Here is a 14,474-nt window from a genome sequence, read left to right as displayed (position 1 = left end):
TCGTCATGCGCAGTGCCTGGATAGAGAAGCGCCGCGGCAGTGCCAATGTCAGCCAGCTCCATTACGCCCGCCAGGGCTTGGTCACTGAAGAAATGGCCTATGTGGCCAAGCGGGAGAATCTGCCGGAATCGCTGGTGATGGAGGAGGTGGCTCGGGGCCGCATGATCATCCCGGCCAACATCAACCACACGAATCTGGAGCCGATGGCCATCGGCATCGCCAGCAAGTGCAAGGTGAACGCGAATATCGGCGCGTCCCCCAATGCCTCCGATGCCTCCGAAGAGGTGAAGAAGTTGGAGCTGGCCGTTAAGTACGGCGCTGACACCGTGATGGATCTCTCCACCGGTGGTGTGAACCTAGATGAGGTGCGCACGGCGATCATCAACGCTTCGCCAGTGCCCATCGGCACGGTGCCCGTTTATCAGGCCCTGGAGAGCGTGCATGGTTCGATCGAGCGCCTTTCAGAAGATGATTTCCTGCACATCATCGAAAAGCACTGTCAGCAGGGCGTTGACTACCAAACGATCCATGCCGGCCTGCTGATTGAGCACCTGCCCAAGGTCAAGGGCCGCCTGACTGGGATTGTCAGCCGCGGGGGCGGCATCTTGGCCCAGTGGATGCTGTATCACCACAAGCAAAACCCCCTTTACACCCGCTTTGAAGACATCTGCGAGATCTTCAAGCGCTACGACTGCACCTTCTCCTTGGGCGACTCTTTGCGGCCTGGTTGCCAGCACGATGCTTCCGATGATGCCCAGCTGGCTGAACTCAAGACCTTGGGTGAACTCACCCGCCGCGCTTGGAAGCATGACGTTCAGGTGATGGTAGAAGGCCCTGGCCACGTGCCGATGGACCAGATCGAGTTCAACGTCAAAAAGCAAATGGAGGAGTGCAGCGAAGCGCCCTTCTATGTGCTGGGTCCCCTCGTTACCGATATCGCTCCGGGTTACGACCACATCACCAGCGCCATTGGCGCTGCGATGGCCGGCTGGCATGGCACCGCCATGCTCTGCTACGTCACCCCCAAAGAGCACTTGGGTCTCCCCAATGCAGAGGATGTGCGCGAGGGCTTAATTGCTTACAAGATCGCAGCTCACGCTGCTGACATTGCCCGTCATCGCCCTGGTGCCCGTGACCGCGACGATGAGCTCAGTCGGGCCCGTTATGCCTTCGATTGGAACAAGCAGTTTGAGCTGTCTCTCGATCCTGAGAGGGCCAAGGAGTATCACGACGAAACCCTGCCAGCTGACATCTACAAGCAGGCGGAGTTCTGCTCAATGTGTGGTCCGAAGCATTGCCCGATGCAGACCAAGATCACTGATGCCGATCTGGAGGGTCTTGAAGAAGTGCTCAAGAGCAAAGGCGGGGCTGAGCTGAGCACAGCCAAGCTTGATCGGGCGGATTGAGTCTTACTCGTTCAGCACCAAGGCACAAAAAAGCCCCCCATCCGGGGGGCTTTTGTTTGGTTAATTGAGCCTCAACCCAGCAGGGCCTTGGACTTGGCCACCACATTCTCGACGGTGAAGCCGAATTCCTTCATGCAGGTGCCGCCAGGAGCGGAAGCGCCAAAGCGGTTCATGGTGACGCTGTCGCCATCAAGGCCAATGAAGCGGTGCCAGCCGAAGGCTTCGGCCGCTTCCACCACGATGCGCTTGCGGATGGCAGCAGGCAGAACCTGCTCCTTGTAGGCATCGCTCTGCTCGTCGAACAGCTCAACGCAGGGCATGGACACCACACGCACCTTCTTGCCTTCGGCGGTGAGCTGCTTGGCAGCTTGAACGCAAAGGTCCAGCTCGGTGCCGGTGCCAATCAGGATCAGCTCGGGAGTGCCGTCGCAATCCTCAAGGATGTAGCCGCCATGGGCGACTTTCTCAATCGAGGAGTTGGCCTGGTTGGCCATGCCTTGGCGGCTCAGGCACAGAGCGCTGGGGCGATGGCGGTTTTCAATGGCCAGCTTGTAGGCACCGCTGGTTTCGTTGCCATCACCAGGACGGAACACCAGCATGTTGGGGATGGCCCGCAGCGACGGGATGGTTTCAATCGGCTGGTGGGTGGGGCCGTCTTCGCCCACACCGATGGAGTCGTGGGTGAGCACATAGATCACACCCAGCTCGCTGAGGGCTGACAGGCGCATCGAACCGCGCATGTAGTCGGCAAACACCAGGAAGGTGCCGCCGTAGGGGATTAAACCGCTGTTGTGATAAGCAATGCCGTTGAGCACAGCCGCCATGGCGTGCTCGCGCACACCGAAGTGCAAATAGCGCTTCTCTGGTGTTTCCGGCTGGAAGGAGCCGGTTTCGCCCTTGATGTCGGTGTAGTTGGAGTGGGTGAGGTCAGCGGAGCCACCGATCAGCTCAGGCAAGTTGGGTCCGAGAGCACCCAGGCAGATCTGGGAGTGCTTGCGGGTGGCCAGCCCCTTGTCATCGGCGCTGTAGGTGGGCAGATCCTTGTCCCATCCCTGGGGCAGTTCGCCGCGCAGCATGCGCTCAAATTCAGCGGCTTCGCTGGGGTACTTGCTGCGGTAGCCGGCCAGGGCCTGGTTCCACTCAGCTTCGAGGTTGGAGCCGCGCTCGATGGCCTGACGGTATTGGTCATAGGCCTCTTGGGGCACCTCAAAGGGGCCGTAATCCCAGCCCAGTTGCTGGCGGGTCAGAGCAGCTTCCTCTTCACCCAGGGGAGCGCCGTGCACACCGGCGGTGTCGCTCTTGTTGGGCGAGCCGTAGCCGATGGTGGTGGTCACCTTGATGATGGAAGGCTTTTCGGTGACAGCCTTGGCGGCCTCGATGGCCTTGGCGATGGCGTTTACATCGGTGTTGCCCTCAGCCACGTGCTGCACATGCCAGCCGTAGGCCTCATAGCGCTTAAGCACGTCCTCGGTGAAGGAGACGTTGGTGCGCCCGTCAATGGTGATGTGGTTGTCGTCGTAGAGGGCAATCAGCTTGCCCAGCTTGAGGTGACCGGCCAAGGAGCAGGCCTCTGAGGCCACACCTTCTTGGTTACAGCCATCGCCCATGATCACGTAGGTGTAGTGATCAACGACCTTGGCGTCGGGCTTGTTGAACTTGGCGGCCAGGTGAGCCTCAGCAATCGCCAGGCCAACAGCGTTGGAGATGCCGGCGCCCAGAGGGCCTGTGGTCACCTCGATGCCAGGGGTTTCAAAGGTCTCGGGGTGACCAGGCGTTTTGGAGCCCCACTGACGGAACTGCTTGATGTCATCGATGCTGACTGAGTCGTAGCCGGTCAGGTGCAGCAAGGCGTAGAGCAGCATGCAGCCGTGCCCAGCTGAGAGCACGAAACGGTCCCGGTTGAACCACTTGGGGTTCTTGGGGTTGTGCTTCAGGAACTTGTCCCAGAGGGTGTAGCCCATGGGCGCACAGCCCATCGGTAATCCGGGGTGGCCGCTATTGGACTTGTTGACCGCATCGACCGCCAGCATGCGGATGCTGTTGATGCAGAGGGTGTCGAGCGAAACAGGTGCAGCGACCATGGGGATCTCGTAGGGGAGGTAAGGGGGACCCCGTCACGCGTAGCGACGGAAAGCGAGGCAGACGTTGTGACCGCCGAATCCAAATGAATTGGAGAGGGCCGTAGAGATTATCTGCTCCCGTGCCTGATTCGGAACGACATCCAGATCACAGGCGGGATCGGGATTTTGGTGGTTGATGGTGGGAGGCACCACACCGTTCTGCAGTGCTAGCACCGCAGCGACGGCTTCGATGCCACCACTGCCGCCCAGCAGGTGGCCGGTCATCGACTTGGTGGAGCTCACCGGGATGGCCATAGCCCGCTCGCCCAGGGCGGTTTTGATTGCAGCGGTTTCGTTGCTGTCGTTGGCTGGGGTGCTGGTGCCGTGGGCATTGACGTAATCAATGTCATCGGCCTTCAGCCCAGCATCAGCGAGGGCCAGGCTCATCGCCCTGGCACCACCCAAACCACCCGGAATGGGTGAGGTGATGTGGTGGGCATCACAGGTCATGCCGTAGCCAACCACTTCACCAAGAATCTCGGCGCCGCGGGCCTGGGCGTGCTCGAGGGTTTCCAGCACCAAAATGCCGGCGCCCTCGCCAATCACAAAGCCATCACGCTCAGCATCGAAAGGACGACTGGCTGTGGCTGGATCGTCATTGCGGAACGAGAGCGCTTTGGCACTGGCAAAGCCAGCAACACCAAGCGGTGTGATCGCTGATTCAGCGCCTCCGCAAACCATGACATCGGCATGGCCTTGCTGCAGCAGGCGGAAGGCATCACCAATGGCGTTGGATCCAGCGGCACAGGCGGTGGCCACAGCCGAACTGGGCCCTTGGGCCCCCAAAGCGATGGCTGCCAGGCCAGTCGCCATGTTGGGGATCATCATCGGCACCGTGAACGGGCTCACCCGCCCAGGCCCCTTGCCCTCAAGAACGTGGGCTTGGGTTTCCATGGTCAGCAGGCCGCCAACGCCAGAGCCGATGATCACGCCGATGCGCTGGCGATTGGCATCGGTGATGTCCAGGCCGCTGTGAGCCAGCGCCTCTTTGGCAGCCACAACGCCGAACTGACAAAAGCGATCCCAGCGCTTGGTTTCTTTGGGATCGAGCACACCCCTGGGATCGAAGTCCTTCACTTCTGCGGCAAAGCGGCAGGCGTGCTTGGACGCGTCAAACAGGGTGATCGGCGCCACACCATTGGCACCGGACTGCAGCCCGGCCCAATAGGTGGCGACGGTGTTGCCAATGGGTGTCACGGCGCCAAGACCCGTGATCACCACCCGGCGGGACGACTCAGCCATGGTGTTGCAACGAGCAGATCGCGATGATCAGCCCTTCTTCTCCTGGATGTAGGACACGGCGTCACCAACAGTGGCGATGCCTTCAGCGGCCTCGTCGGGGATTTCGATATCGAAGGCTTCTTCCAGGGCCATCACAAGCTCGACCGTGTCGAGGGAATCAGCACCCAGATCGTTCTGAAAGTTGGATTCAGGCTTGACCTCAGCGGCATCGACGCTGAGCTGCTCAGCCACGATTGAACGAACCTTCTCGAGAATTTCCTGGGACATGGCCTGGGCTTCTTGGCGCCGAGCATCTTACGGGCCAGCCCCAAACTCGTTAACAACGATGACGGGCTTGGCGCTCAGGCGGACGGACGGCAAGAGCGCGGGTACCTTGGCGAAACGGTTCTGTTATGGCCAGGGCATGTCCCACTCCGTCAAGATCTACGACACCTGCATCGGTTGCACCCAGTGCGTTCGTGCCTGCCCCCTCGATGTGCTCGAGATGGTGCCCTGGGATGGCTGCAAGGCTGGCCAGATTGCATCTTCTCCTCGCACTGAAGATTGCGTGGGCTGCAAGCGCTGCGAAACGGCTTGCCCAACGGACTTCCTCAGCATCCGCGTTTATCTGGGCGATGAAACCACCCGCTCCATGGGTTTGGCCTACTGATTTCAAGGGTTTTCATCCCTATGCTCTGCCCGGCCCTGCCGGGCTTTTTTATTGATCAGGAGTAGGCGCGGATGTGCGGCATCGTTGCGGTCATTGGCACCCGTGATGCAGCCCCCTTGCTCTTAGATGGCCTGCGGCAACTGGAATACCGCGGCTACGACTCAGCCGGGATCGCCACTGTTCATGGCGGTCAGCTGAGCCATTTGCGCGCCGAAGGCAAGCTCATCAACCTCACCCAGCGCTTTGAAGCCAGTGGAGCGGCAGGTTCATGCGGCATTGGCCATACCCGTTGGGCCACCCACGGCAAGCCTGAGGAGCGCAACGCCCACCCCCACCTGGACGGCTCCGCTGAGTTGGCGGTGGTTCAAAACGGCATCATCGAAAACCACCGCAGCCTCAGGGAGCGGCTGGAAGCAGGCGGGGTGGCCTTCCAATCCGATACCGACACCGAGGTCATTCCTCACCTCGTGTCCAAAGAGCTGAATGCCCTTCTGGCGGCTGGATCAGTGGCCGATGGCGCCACCTTGCTCAAGGCTGTGCAGTTGGCCTTGCCTCAGCTGGATGGCGCCTACGCCTTGGCTGTGGTTTGGGCCCAGTGCCCGGATGCGTTGGTAGTGGCACGCCGGCAGGCGCCTTTGCTGATCGGCTTTGGCGAAGGAGAATTTCTCTGCGCTAGCGACACACCTGCGCTAGCAGGCGTGACACGCACGATTCTTCCCTTGGAAGACGGCGAAGTGGCCCTATTGGGGCCCCTGGGCATTGAGCTCTACAACGAAGCCGGTGAGCGGCAGCAGCGTCCGCCAACCCAGCTGCAGGGCACCGATCACGTGGCGGACAAGCGCAGCTTCCGCCACTTCATGCTCAAGGAGATCCATGAGCAGCCCGAAACCGCTGCTCGGTGGCTGCTGCGCCATTTGCCGGAGGGCGGCCCCAATGACCCCTTGGTGGCCTTGCCGATTGAGCGCAGCCTGCTCGAGGGTGTTCAGCGCATCCAGATCTTGGCTTGCGGCACCAGCCGCCATGCCGCCCTGGTGGGAGCCCATCTGTTGGAGCAGCTCGCTGGAGTTCCCACCAGCGTTCATTACGCCAGTGAATTCCGCTACTCACCGCCTCCGCTGGCGCCGCACACCCTCACCATTGGCGTGACCCAATCGGGAGAGACCGCTGACACCTTGGCGGCCTTGGCCATGGAGCAGCAGCGCTGCGCTGACCATGGAGATCCCGCTTACGCGGCGCGCCTGCTTGGCATCACCAACCGCACCGAAAGCTCTCTGGGCCGCTTGGTGCCCCAACTCATCGACATCGCTGCTGGCGTTGAAGTGGGTGTGGCAGCCACCAAAACCTTCTTGGGACAGTTGCTGGCGTTTTATGGCTTGGCCATCCAACTCACCGATTTGCGTGGTGCGCGATCTCGTGAGCAACTGCATCCTCTGCTCGCTGAACTGCGGGCGCTGCCAGCGCAGCTGCAGACCTTGATCGACCGGCTGGACCTGCGTTGCGCTGAGCTGGCCCACGCCTTTGCCGACACGCGCACCGTGATTTACCTAGGCCGCGGCATCAACTACCCAATCGCCCTGGAAGGCGCCCTCAAGCTCAAAGAGATCAGCTACATCCATGCCGAGGGGTATCCCGCCGGTGAGATGAAGCACGGCCCGATCGCTTTGCTCGATGCTGATGTGCCTGTGGTGAGCGTTGCCATGCCTGGGCCGGTGTTCGACAAGGTGCTCAGCAATGCCCAAGAAGCCAAGGCCAGAGACGCGCGTCTAATCGGTGTTGCTCCGGAATGCCCTGATACCGAGATCTTTGACGAGTTGCTGCCTGTGCCAGCTGTCGATGAGTTGCTTTCGCCGCTGCTCACCCTGATTCCAATGCAGCTGCTCAGTTATCACATCGCTGCCAGGCGCGGCCTTGATGTGGATCAACCCCGCAACTTGGCCAAGAGCGTCACGGTGGAGTGATCCCTCTGCTTAGCCATCCAGTAGCCCTTTCGGGGGAGTGAGCAGCAGCCAGCCCTCTTCGGGTTCCACCTGGGGAACGATGGCCTCAACAAAAGGAACGAGGCAGCGGCGGCCGCTTTCTTTGAGTTCAATCTCAAGCAGGTCATTGCCGCCGTGGTGCAGGTCCACCACCACACCAATGGGCTCGGCCTCTTTGTCCAAATGCACCTTGAGGCCCTGCAAATCCAGTAGATGGAATTCCCCCTCCTCCAGCTCGGGCAGGTCGTCAGCTGCCACCAGTAACTCTTGGTGCACCAATCCTTCTGCTGCTGTGCGGTCGTTGATGCCTTCAAAACGCACCACAAACAGCTCTTTGCCGGGGAGTTGGCGGCCGCTAATGAGTTGCACTTCCTGCTCGCCTTGGCCGCGGCGGCGGAGCCAGCGTGTGCCGGCCTCGGTGAACCGCTGCGGAAAATCACTGGCCGGAAGGATGCGCACTTCACCCTTGAGCCCTTGAGCGGCCACCACCTGGCCAACAACTAAGAACTCCTCTGCCATCGCCGCTTAGCCTGAAGGCCCTCAAAGTTGTGGTGATGATTCTCCCTGGCAGCACCGTGCGGGTGAATGATGGCCGCTCGATCTACAACGGGTACCAGGGCTTTGTGCAGCGCATTAGTGGTGATCGAGCTGCTGTGCTGTTTGAAGGTGGCAACTGGGACAAGCTCGTGACCTTGCCGCTCAAGACCCTGAAGGAGGCCTGAGCTGAGCAAGGGCCACGCGGGCAGCCTCTTGCTCGGCAAGACGCCGTGATGGGCCCCAACCCGTGCCGTGTTGTTGGTCGTTGATGCTCACTTCGCTGCGGAAACGGCGAGGGTCGCCATGGCTCTGGTTCTCTTCAGCGGTGGCATAGACCGGCAAGCCAGCTTTTTGGGCTTGCGTCAGCTCTTGCAGCGCTGATTTCCAGTTGTGGCGGTGGGGATCGCTCGCCAGTTCAAGGCTGCTGCGCTGCCAGTGCGGGTCAAGCCACTGGCGCACGGCATGCAATCCGCCGTCGGCCCCGCCCCAAGCCAAATACACAGCACCAACCAAGGCTTCGCAGCATTCAGCCCGCACCGTTGCCTTTGCTGTGGGGTCTGCTGCGGTGGCTGATCCCTGCACGATCAGTCCATCGAGTTCCAGTTCAGCGGCAAGTTCCGCCAGCCAGCGGTCGCTCACCAATTGCGCGCGGATACCTGAGCGATCGCCAACGCTGAGAGTGGGGTTGTGCTCCTCAAGAAATTCAGCGCAAGCCAGTCGCAGCACGGCATCGCCAAGGAATTCCAGCTCTTCATGGTTGATCTTGAGCCCAGCACTGGTGTGGGTCAGGGCAGTGCGTAAGGGCTGTAAGACGGTCTCATCGGCTGGAGGCCTTAGCCCCAGGCGGATGAGCAGCTCCTGCATCGTTGTCATGGGCGGAAAGCAGGACGTAAGCCGGGTTCTGTTCGCTGGATGATCATCTGTCTGGGACCACCGTTACCGGTGGCCTCAAGCGGCGCGCTTTTGTCGGGACCGGTCAATGGCCAACCGTCGTCCCTGGGCCTTGCTCCCGGCCGGGGTTTACCGAGCCAGCACCTCTCGATGCTGCTGGTGCGCTCTTACCGCACCCTTGCACCCTTGCCTGTGCCGGCAAGCCGGCCATCGGCGGTGTGTTTCTGTGGCACTCTCCTCACGGTCACCCGCACTGGGCGTTACCCAGCAAGCCTGGCCATTGGGGAGCCCGGACTTTCCTCAGCCACCACTGCAAGCAATGGCAACTGCGATCACCTCGCCTGCTTTCCAATTCAAAGCCTAGATCGCTTGCAATACTGAGCTTTCAAGGGGCTGTAGCTCAGCCGGATAGAGCAACGGTTTCCTAAACCGTAGGTCGTGGGTTCGAGTCCCGCCAGCCCCGTGTCCAGGTGCTGCCACCTCTACAGGTGGTGCCCTGTTGAAACCTTGCCCCTGTCGCTAGCGTTCGAGTGTCTGACAGGGAGTCATGACCCAGCTCCACGATCTGCGCCTGCGTCTTCTGGTGCAGCAGGAGAGCGAGCGAATCGCCAGCACTCAACCTTCCGAGCTTGATTTATCGGTTGTTCAAGCCCGCAGCCTCTGCTGGTTGGCCCTATTGGCCGAAGCCCATGAGGATCAAGCCAGCGACGCTGAACGCCGCGGGGATACCGAGCAAGCCATGGGTTGGTTTGCCGATGCCATGCGACTGCGTGATGCCATCCAGGTGGTCACCACGATTGAAATTCCCCTGCCGGCAACCACCGATGAAGCGGAAGACGGCGACGATCAATCCATGGCCGCCTGATGCCATGATGGGTTTTGGTCCCTAGGGAGCCGCCGTTGCCCGAAGAGCCCTGCCAATGCCCTGATTGCCGGCGCTTCTACCGTGAGCACGACCGGCTCATCAGAGAAAATCCAAGCCTGCGTCAGCAGCAAGAACTCAATTGGGCTGCATTGCAAGCGTTCCGCACCTTGGCAGGCCGGGTCCTGGAAGATCTGCAAAAAAACCAGGCTCACTCGGGTGAAGCAGCACCTACTGCTGCAGCTGGTCCTGCGCCAACAGAAGACAACAGCCTGCAGCAGGCGTTGGGCGACTTAGAAACCATCAACGCCCACCTCTTCTCCATTGAGGTGCTTATGGAGCGCATTTTTGATGTGCGCGTCCCAGAAGCTGTTGAACAAAAATTTAAGGAGATCGCCGGAGAGCTCGCGCCTGATCCCTTGAATGTGGATCGGTTGCGGCTCAACCGGCTTTTGCACCAAACGCCTGATCTTCCCTAGGGGTTGCTCTGGCAGGTCACCTTTACAGGAACTGCTGAGGCTTTCCAGATCCCATCGCAGTACTCGCGCACGGAGCGATCGGATGAGAAGTAGCCCGTGCGAGCGCTGTTGAGCAGGCTCATGCGGTTCCAGTGCTGGCGATTGGCCCAGGCACTGCTGACTTCGTCTTGGGCCTTGAGGTAGGCCTCAAAGTCAGCAAAGACAAAGAACGGATCTTGGCCGCGCAGGTTATCCACCAGCGGGCGGAAGAGCTCCGTATCGCCATTACTGAAGTGGCCCTGTTCCACCAAATGCAGCACGTCTTGGAGTTCCGGCAGCTCTTCCAGTAGCTCCCAGGGGCGGTAGCCGCTCTTGCGCAGGGCTTCGATCTCCGGGGTGGTTTTGCCGAACAGGAAGAAGTTTTCGGCCCCCACCTGCTCGCGAATCTCCACGTTGGCTCCATCCAAGGTGCCGACCGTGAGCGCGCCATTCATGGCGAACTTCATGTTGCCGGTGCCCGAGGCTTCCTTGCCGGCTGTGGAGATCTGCTCAGAAAGATCAGAGGCCGGATACACCCGCTCGCCGAGCTTCACGTTGTAATCCGGCAGGAACACCACCCGCAGGCGGCCATCCATGTCGGGGTCGGAATTGACCGTTTCGGCAATGCCGTTGATGAAGCGGATGATCAGCTTGGCCATGTAGTAGCCAGGGGCTGCTTTGCCGCCAAAGATCACCGTTCGCGGGGCCAGGCCATCGCCTTGGCCGTTCTTGATCCGCAGATATTGCGCGATTACCTGCAAAGCATTGAGGTGCTGGCGCTTGTACTCGTGAATGCGTTTGACCTGTACATCGAACAGCGAGGCCGGATCCACCAGCACGCTGGTGTGGCGGTGGATGTAGCTCGCTAACTGGCGCTTGGACTCCAGCTTGGTTTGATCCCAGCGCTCCAGGAATCCGGAATCGTCTTGGAAACGCTCGAGCTGCTTGAGCTCATCGAGGTTGTGCAGCCAGTTTTGGCCGATCACCTCATCCAGCAGGCCGCGCAATTGCGGGTTGCAGAGGCCCATCCAGCGCCGAGGTGTGACGCCGTTGGTGACGTTGGTGAATTTCTCCGGCCACAGCTGAGCAAATTCCGGCATCAAGCTGCTCTTCACCAAATCGCTGTGGAGCTTGGCCACACCGTTGACGTGGTGGGAGCCCACGGTGGCGAGGTGCGCCATCCGCACGGCTTTTTGGCCCTCTTCATCGATGATTGAGAGCTTGCGCAAGATGGCGTCATCGCCAGGGTGCTTTAGCCGCACCTGCTGCAGGAAGCGGCGGTTGATCTCAAAGATCAGCTCCAGATGGCGCGGCAGCAGGCTGGAGAACAGGGGCAGGCCCCATTTCTCCAGGGCTTCGGGTAGCAGGGTGTGGTTGGTGTAAGCCAGTGAGCGGCTGGTGATGTCCCAGGCCAGATCCCAATCGAGGTTTTTGTCGTCGATCAGCAGGCGCATCAGCTCAGCTACCGCGATGGCTGGGTGGGTGTCATTGAGCTGAACAGCCCAGTGCTGCGGGAATTCCGTCACTGGGATCTTGCGCTGCTCCAGGTTGCGCAGCATGTCCTGCAGCGAGCAGCTCACAAAGAAGTGCTGTTGCTTCAGGCGCAAACGGCGGCCTTCATCGGTGCCGTCGTTGGGATAGAGAACTTTGGAGAGGGTCTCCGAGCCCACTTTTTCCTCAACAGCGCCGTAGTAATCGCCGATGTTGAAGGCGTAGAAGTCAAAGGATTCGGTGGCTGTGGCACGCCAAAGCCGCAGCCGATCGCAGGTGTTGACCTTGTAACCCAGCACAGGGATGTCGTGGGGGATGCCGATGGCGTGCTCAGCGGGAATCCAGCGTGAGCGGTAGCGGCCGTGCTCATCGGTGTAGCCCTCGGTGCGGCCGCCAAAGCCCACAAACACCGCTTGATCAGGGTGGGTGAGCTCCCAGGGCCATCCGCCTTTGAGCCACTTATCAGTGATCTCCACCTGCCAGCCATCGCGGATTAGCTGATCGAAGATCCCGAACTCGTAGCGGATGCCGTAGCCAACCGCTGGCACTTCCAAGCTGGCTAGCGATTCCATGTAGCAAGCCGCCAGGCGTCCCAAACCGCCATTACCAAGGCCCGGCTCTTCTTCCACCTCACGGACGTCGTCCAGCGTGGTGCCGTTAAAACGATGCAGGGCTTCGGCAGCTTCTTTCTCGATGCCCAGCATTAGCAGGTTGTTGCCCAATTGCGGACCGATCAGGAATTCTGCTGAGAGGTAGGCAACGCTTTTGGCCGGATGCTCGTTGAGGGCTTCTTTGCCAGCCAAATACCGGGTCATCAGCCGGTCGCGCACCGCATAGCTCAAAGCCATGTAGAGGTCATGGCGCGTGGCGCTAGGGGCCAGCTTGCCCAGGGTGAAGAACAGATGCTCAGTGATGCCGGCAAACAGGTCATCAGCGCTGAGGCCACTGCGCTCAGGATCCTGAAAACCGCCGGGGGTAGGCATCGAAAATTCCGCAGGCTGCTCGCTCATCGGATGGGGTGCCACAACGGGTGTCACCGGACCGTAGCGGTGGCAAGTTGGCTGAACCGTTAAAGCTGTTGATTGATGCGGGATTGGGGACTGAGTTGGGGCGGCTGGCTTGATAACCGCCGCGGTGAATGGTGGCTTTTGGGCCAGCTTGTGCTGATTGCTTTGGACATCGCCTTGCCCGCTTGGCCCTCGCTCTGGCGGTCTCCGCCGGGGGTGATGGTGGCTGGTGGTTTGGTGCTGATCGGTGGCCTGGTGCTGGCGGCGGTTGCCTTCGTGCAATTGGGCAGCAGCCTCACGCCACTGCCTGAGCCGATGCCCAATGCTGAGCTCAAGGCGCAGGGTTTGTATGGTTTTTGCCGCCATCCGCTGTATCTGGCGGTGTTGGTGTGCGCCATGGGGATGGCGTTGATCAAGGGCGGCGTGCTGCATCCCCTGCTGCTGATGGGCTTAGTTGTGTTGCTGCGCGGCAAAGCAAAGCGGGAAGAACAAGCTCTCGTCCGCCACTACCCCGACTACGCCGCCTACCAGCAGCGGGTTCCAGCGTTCTTTCCTGGCTTTTAAATCAGTCGTCCTGGTCTCGGCGCGAGGCCAAGCTCCAAAAGGCACCGGAGAGCACTGCCATCAGCCCCAAGCTGGCGCCCCAACTGGGGCCAAGCGCCCAACTCATGGCCAGTTGACTGATCAGGCCGATGGCTGCGGCAAGCAGCAAGCTGCTTAGCACCAGGATCGTGTTCTGCAGCGATTCACTGAGGCCCGTGCCGCTGAGTTCGGCTTCTAGCCGGCCTAAGGGTCCGCTCAAAGGGATGTAGAGGGCCAAGGCCCAAAGCGCCGAACCGCTGGCCAAGGTGATCCAGTCGCTACTGCTCAGGGGCAAGGCTCGGCGGCAAACGGCGCTTATCCCTAGCATCTTTGGCCCTTGGCTTGCGCCGCTGTGTCAGCGTCTTGGACTTTTCGCGGCAGCCCGATTCATTGCGTTGCTGCAGGTGATGACCAGCAGCGCCCAGCTGTGCTGCTGGTGCATGGCTTTGGTGCTTCCACTGACCATTGGCGCCACAACCTTCCGGTGCTCTCTGAGAGCTATGAGGTTCACGCCTTGGATCTGCTCGGCTTTGGCCGCAGCGCCAAGCCAGCTGGAGTGGCCTATGGGGGAGCGCTATGGCGCGATCTGCTTTGCGCCTATGTGCGCGAGCGCATCGGCCGGTCCACGGTGTTGGTGGGGAACTCATTGGGTGGCTACTCAGCTTTGGCAGCTGGTGCTGCCCTTGGAGACGACTGCGCTGGGGTGGTGCTGCTGAATGCAGCCGGCCCATTCAGTGAGGAAAAAGCTCCTCTGAAGGGTTGGGGCGCGATTGCCCGCAAAAGCATTGGCACGGCCATTTTGAAAAGCCCTGTGGTGCAGCGCTTGTTGTTTGAAAACCTGCGCCGCCCCGCCACCATTCGCCGCACCTTGCGGCAGGTGTACATCGATAAAACAAACGTCGATGACGAGCTGGTGGAAGCCATCCGCCAGCCCTCCCTCGATCCAGGAGCATTTGGCGTTTTTCGCACGGTGTTCGACATCCCCAGCGGCCAGCCCCTCGATGAGTTGTTTGCCCAGTTGAAGGCTCCACTGCTGTTGCTTTGGGGAATCCGTGATCCGTGGATCAATGCCGCTGGGCGCCGAGAAGCATTCCAGCGCTATGCCCCTGAGGCCACCACTGAGGTGGTGCTGGAGGCAGGCCACTGCCCCCACGATGAAGTCCCCTCAATCGTTAACGCTGAGTTGCTGCAATGGCTGAACGCTTTGCCTTGAG

15 protein-coding genes, 1 tRNA gene and 1 other RNA gene are annotated in these 14,474 nt (G+C 60.6%); 9 read left to right on the top strand and 8 right to left on the bottom strand.

The window, feature by feature from the left end:
* Positions 1 to 5: 5 nt before the first annotated feature.
* Positions 6 to 1,406: a phosphomethylpyrimidine synthase ThiC gene (gene thiC, locus SIB46_RS07655; RefSeq protein ID WP_413295571.1), complete on the top strand. Its 1,401-nt coding sequence runs from the start codon at positions 6 to 8 to the stop codon at positions 1,404 to 1,406.
* A 71-nt stretch (positions 1,407 to 1,477) separates the two neighbouring features.
* Here the strand turns inward: thiC and tkt are convergent, their stop codons facing one another.
* From tkt to acpP, 3 genes are read right to left on the bottom strand one after another with little or no spacing between them, the layout of a single operon-like run.
* Positions 1,478 to 3,487 carry a transketolase gene (gene tkt / locus SIB46_RS07650; RefSeq protein ID WP_413295570.1) on the bottom strand — a complete coding sequence of 670 codons (2,010 nt, stop codon included), beginning with the start codon at positions 3,485 to 3,487 and terminating at the stop codon, positions 1,478 to 1,480.
* 33 nt (positions 3,488 to 3,520) lie between these two features.
* Entirely contained in the window at positions 3,521 to 4,768 is a 1,248-nt protein-coding gene (gene fabF / locus SIB46_RS07645) for a beta-ketoacyl-ACP synthase II (RefSeq protein ID WP_413295569.1), read from the bottom strand.
* A gap of 27 nt (positions 4,769 to 4,795) precedes the next feature.
* Positions 4,796 to 5,035 (bottom strand): acyl carrier protein, encoded by a 240-nt coding sequence (gene acpP / locus SIB46_RS07640; RefSeq protein ID WP_011934550.1) that lies wholly within the window; start codon positions 5,033 to 5,035, stop codon positions 4,796 to 4,798.
* Between the two features lie 136 nt (positions 5,036 to 5,171).
* Here acpP and psaC point away from each other — a divergent pair, with 136 nt between their 5' ends.
* Positions 5,172 to 5,417 carry a photosystem I iron-sulfur center protein PsaC gene (psaC, locus tag SIB46_RS07635; RefSeq protein ID WP_011934551.1) on the top strand — a complete coding sequence of 82 codons (246 nt, stop codon included), beginning with the start codon at positions 5,172 to 5,174 and terminating at the stop codon, positions 5,415 to 5,417.
* Between the two features lie 71 nt (positions 5,418 to 5,488).
* Positions 5,489 to 7,375: a glutamine--fructose-6-phosphate transaminase (isomerizing) gene (glmS, locus tag SIB46_RS07630; RefSeq protein WP_413295568.1), complete on the top strand. Its 1,887-nt coding sequence runs from the start codon at positions 5,489 to 5,491 to the stop codon at positions 7,373 to 7,375.
* Between the two features lie 9 nt (positions 7,376 to 7,384).
* On the opposite strand, the gene rimM is transcribed toward glmS, so the two are convergent.
* The gene (gene rimM, locus SIB46_RS07625; protein WP_413295567.1) at positions 7,385 to 7,912 is read right to left on the bottom strand and encodes a ribosome maturation factor RimM; all 528 of its coding nucleotides are present in this window, start codon (positions 7,910 to 7,912) and stop codon (positions 7,385 to 7,387) included.
* A 35-nt stretch (positions 7,913 to 7,947) separates the two neighbouring features.
* On the opposite strand from rimM, the gene SIB46_RS07620 reads away from it, so the two are divergent.
* Entirely contained in the window at positions 7,948 to 8,115 is a 168-nt protein-coding gene (locus SIB46_RS07620) for an NAD(P)H dehydrogenase subunit NdhS (RefSeq protein ID WP_413297740.1), read from the top strand.
* Here SIB46_RS07620 and SIB46_RS07615 read toward each other — a convergent pair.
* Complete coding sequence (locus SIB46_RS07615) at positions 8,093 to 8,803, bottom strand: ribonuclease III family protein (protein ID WP_413295566.1); 711 nt, start codon at positions 8,801 to 8,803, stop codon at positions 8,093 to 8,095. The two genes, SIB46_RS07620 and SIB46_RS07615, sit on opposite strands and share 23 nt — an antisense overlap.
* A 1-nt stretch (position 8,804) precedes the next feature.
* Positions 8,805 to 9,170, bottom strand: an RNA gene (gene rnpB / locus SIB46_RS07610) — RNase P RNA component class A.
* 40 nt (positions 9,171 to 9,210) lie between these two features.
* Here rnpB and SIB46_RS07605 point away from each other — a divergent pair.
* From SIB46_RS07605 to SIB46_RS07595, 3 genes are all read left to right on the top strand, one after another.
* Positions 9,211 to 9,284 (top strand) — tRNA-Arg (locus tag SIB46_RS07605).
* An 84-nt stretch (positions 9,285 to 9,368) separates the two neighbouring features.
* Complete coding sequence (locus SIB46_RS07600; RefSeq protein ID WP_413295565.1) at positions 9,369 to 9,686, top strand: hypothetical protein; 318 nt, start codon at positions 9,369 to 9,371, stop codon at positions 9,684 to 9,686.
* 35 nt (positions 9,687 to 9,721) lie between these two features.
* Positions 9,722 to 10,162, top strand: a complete 441-nt coding sequence (locus SIB46_RS07595) for a hypothetical protein (protein ID WP_413295564.1) — start codon at positions 9,722 to 9,724, stop codon at positions 10,160 to 10,162.
* Here the strand turns inward: SIB46_RS07595 and SIB46_RS07590 are convergent.
* Positions 10,159 to 12,681 (bottom strand): glycogen/starch/alpha-glucan phosphorylase, encoded by a 2,523-nt coding sequence (locus SIB46_RS07590; RefSeq protein WP_413295563.1) that lies wholly within the window; start codon positions 12,679 to 12,681, stop codon positions 10,159 to 10,161. The two genes, SIB46_RS07595 and SIB46_RS07590, sit on opposite strands and share 4 nt — an antisense overlap.
* A 75-nt stretch (positions 12,682 to 12,756) precedes the next feature.
* On the opposite strand from SIB46_RS07590, the gene SIB46_RS07585 reads away from it, so the two are divergent.
* A complete protein-coding gene (locus SIB46_RS07585) occupies positions 12,757 to 13,242 on the top strand; it encodes a methyltransferase family protein (protein ID WP_413295562.1) in 486 nt (161 codons plus the stop codon).
* Between the two features lies 1 nt (position 13,243).
* Here SIB46_RS07585 and SIB46_RS07580 read toward each other — a convergent pair whose 3' ends face one another.
* Positions 13,244 to 13,555, bottom strand: a complete 312-nt coding sequence (locus tag SIB46_RS07580) for a hypothetical protein (protein ID WP_413295561.1) — start codon at positions 13,553 to 13,555, stop codon at positions 13,244 to 13,246.
* A gap of 90 nt (positions 13,556 to 13,645) precedes the next feature.
* On the opposite strand from SIB46_RS07580, the gene SIB46_RS07575 reads away from it, so the two are divergent.
* A complete protein-coding gene (locus tag SIB46_RS07575; RefSeq protein ID WP_413297738.1) occupies positions 13,646 to 14,473 on the top strand; it encodes an alpha/beta fold hydrolase in 828 nt (275 codons plus the stop codon).
* Position 14,474 lies beyond the last annotated feature (1 nt).

This window comes from Synechococcus sp. MIT S9452 (genome assembly GCF_047304245.1).
Lineage (GTDB): Bacteria > Cyanobacteriota > Cyanobacteriia > PCC-6307 > Cyanobiaceae > RCC307.
Note: the sequence above shows the minus strand (reverse complement) of the source record. Positions and strands in the feature narration are given on the sequence as shown.

Coding starts and splice junctions, on each gene's coding strand:
- thiC (WP_413295571.1), top strand. CDS start 6: ATGCGCAGTGCCTGGATAGAGAAGCGCCGCGGCAGTGCCAATGTCAGC.
- tkt (WP_413295570.1), bottom strand. CDS start 3,487: ATGGTCGCTGCACCTGTTTCGCTCGACACCCTCTGCATCAACAGCATC.
- fabF (WP_413295569.1), bottom strand. CDS start 4,768: ATGGCTGAGTCGTCCCGCCGGGTGGTGATCACGGGTCTTGGCGCCGTG.
- acpP (WP_011934550.1), bottom strand. CDS start 5,035: ATGTCCCAGGAAATTCTCGAGAAGGTTCGTTCAATCGTGGCTGAGCAG.
- psaC (WP_011934551.1), top strand. CDS start 5,172: ATGTCCCACTCCGTCAAGATCTACGACACCTGCATCGGTTGCACCCAG.
- glmS (WP_413295568.1), top strand. CDS start 5,489: ATGTGCGGCATCGTTGCGGTCATTGGCACCCGTGATGCAGCCCCCTTG.
- rimM (WP_413295567.1), bottom strand. CDS start 7,912: ATGGCAGAGGAGTTCTTAGTTGTTGGCCAGGTGGTGGCCGCTCAAGGG.
- SIB46_RS07620 (WP_413297740.1), top strand. CDS start 7,948: ATGATTCTCCCTGGCAGCACCGTGCGGGTGAATGATGGCCGCTCGATC.
- SIB46_RS07615 (WP_413295566.1), bottom strand. CDS start 8,803: ATGACAACGATGCAGGAGCTGCTCATCCGCCTGGGGCTAAGGCCTCCA.
- SIB46_RS07600 (WP_413295565.1), top strand. CDS start 9,369: ATGACCCAGCTCCACGATCTGCGCCTGCGTCTTCTGGTGCAGCAGGAG.
- SIB46_RS07590 (WP_413295563.1), bottom strand. CDS start 12,681: ATGAGCGAGCAGCCTGCGGAATTTTCGATGCCTACCCCCGGCGGTTTT.
- SIB46_RS07585 (WP_413295562.1), top strand. CDS start 12,757: ATGCGGGATTGGGGACTGAGTTGGGGCGGCTGGCTTGATAACCGCCGC.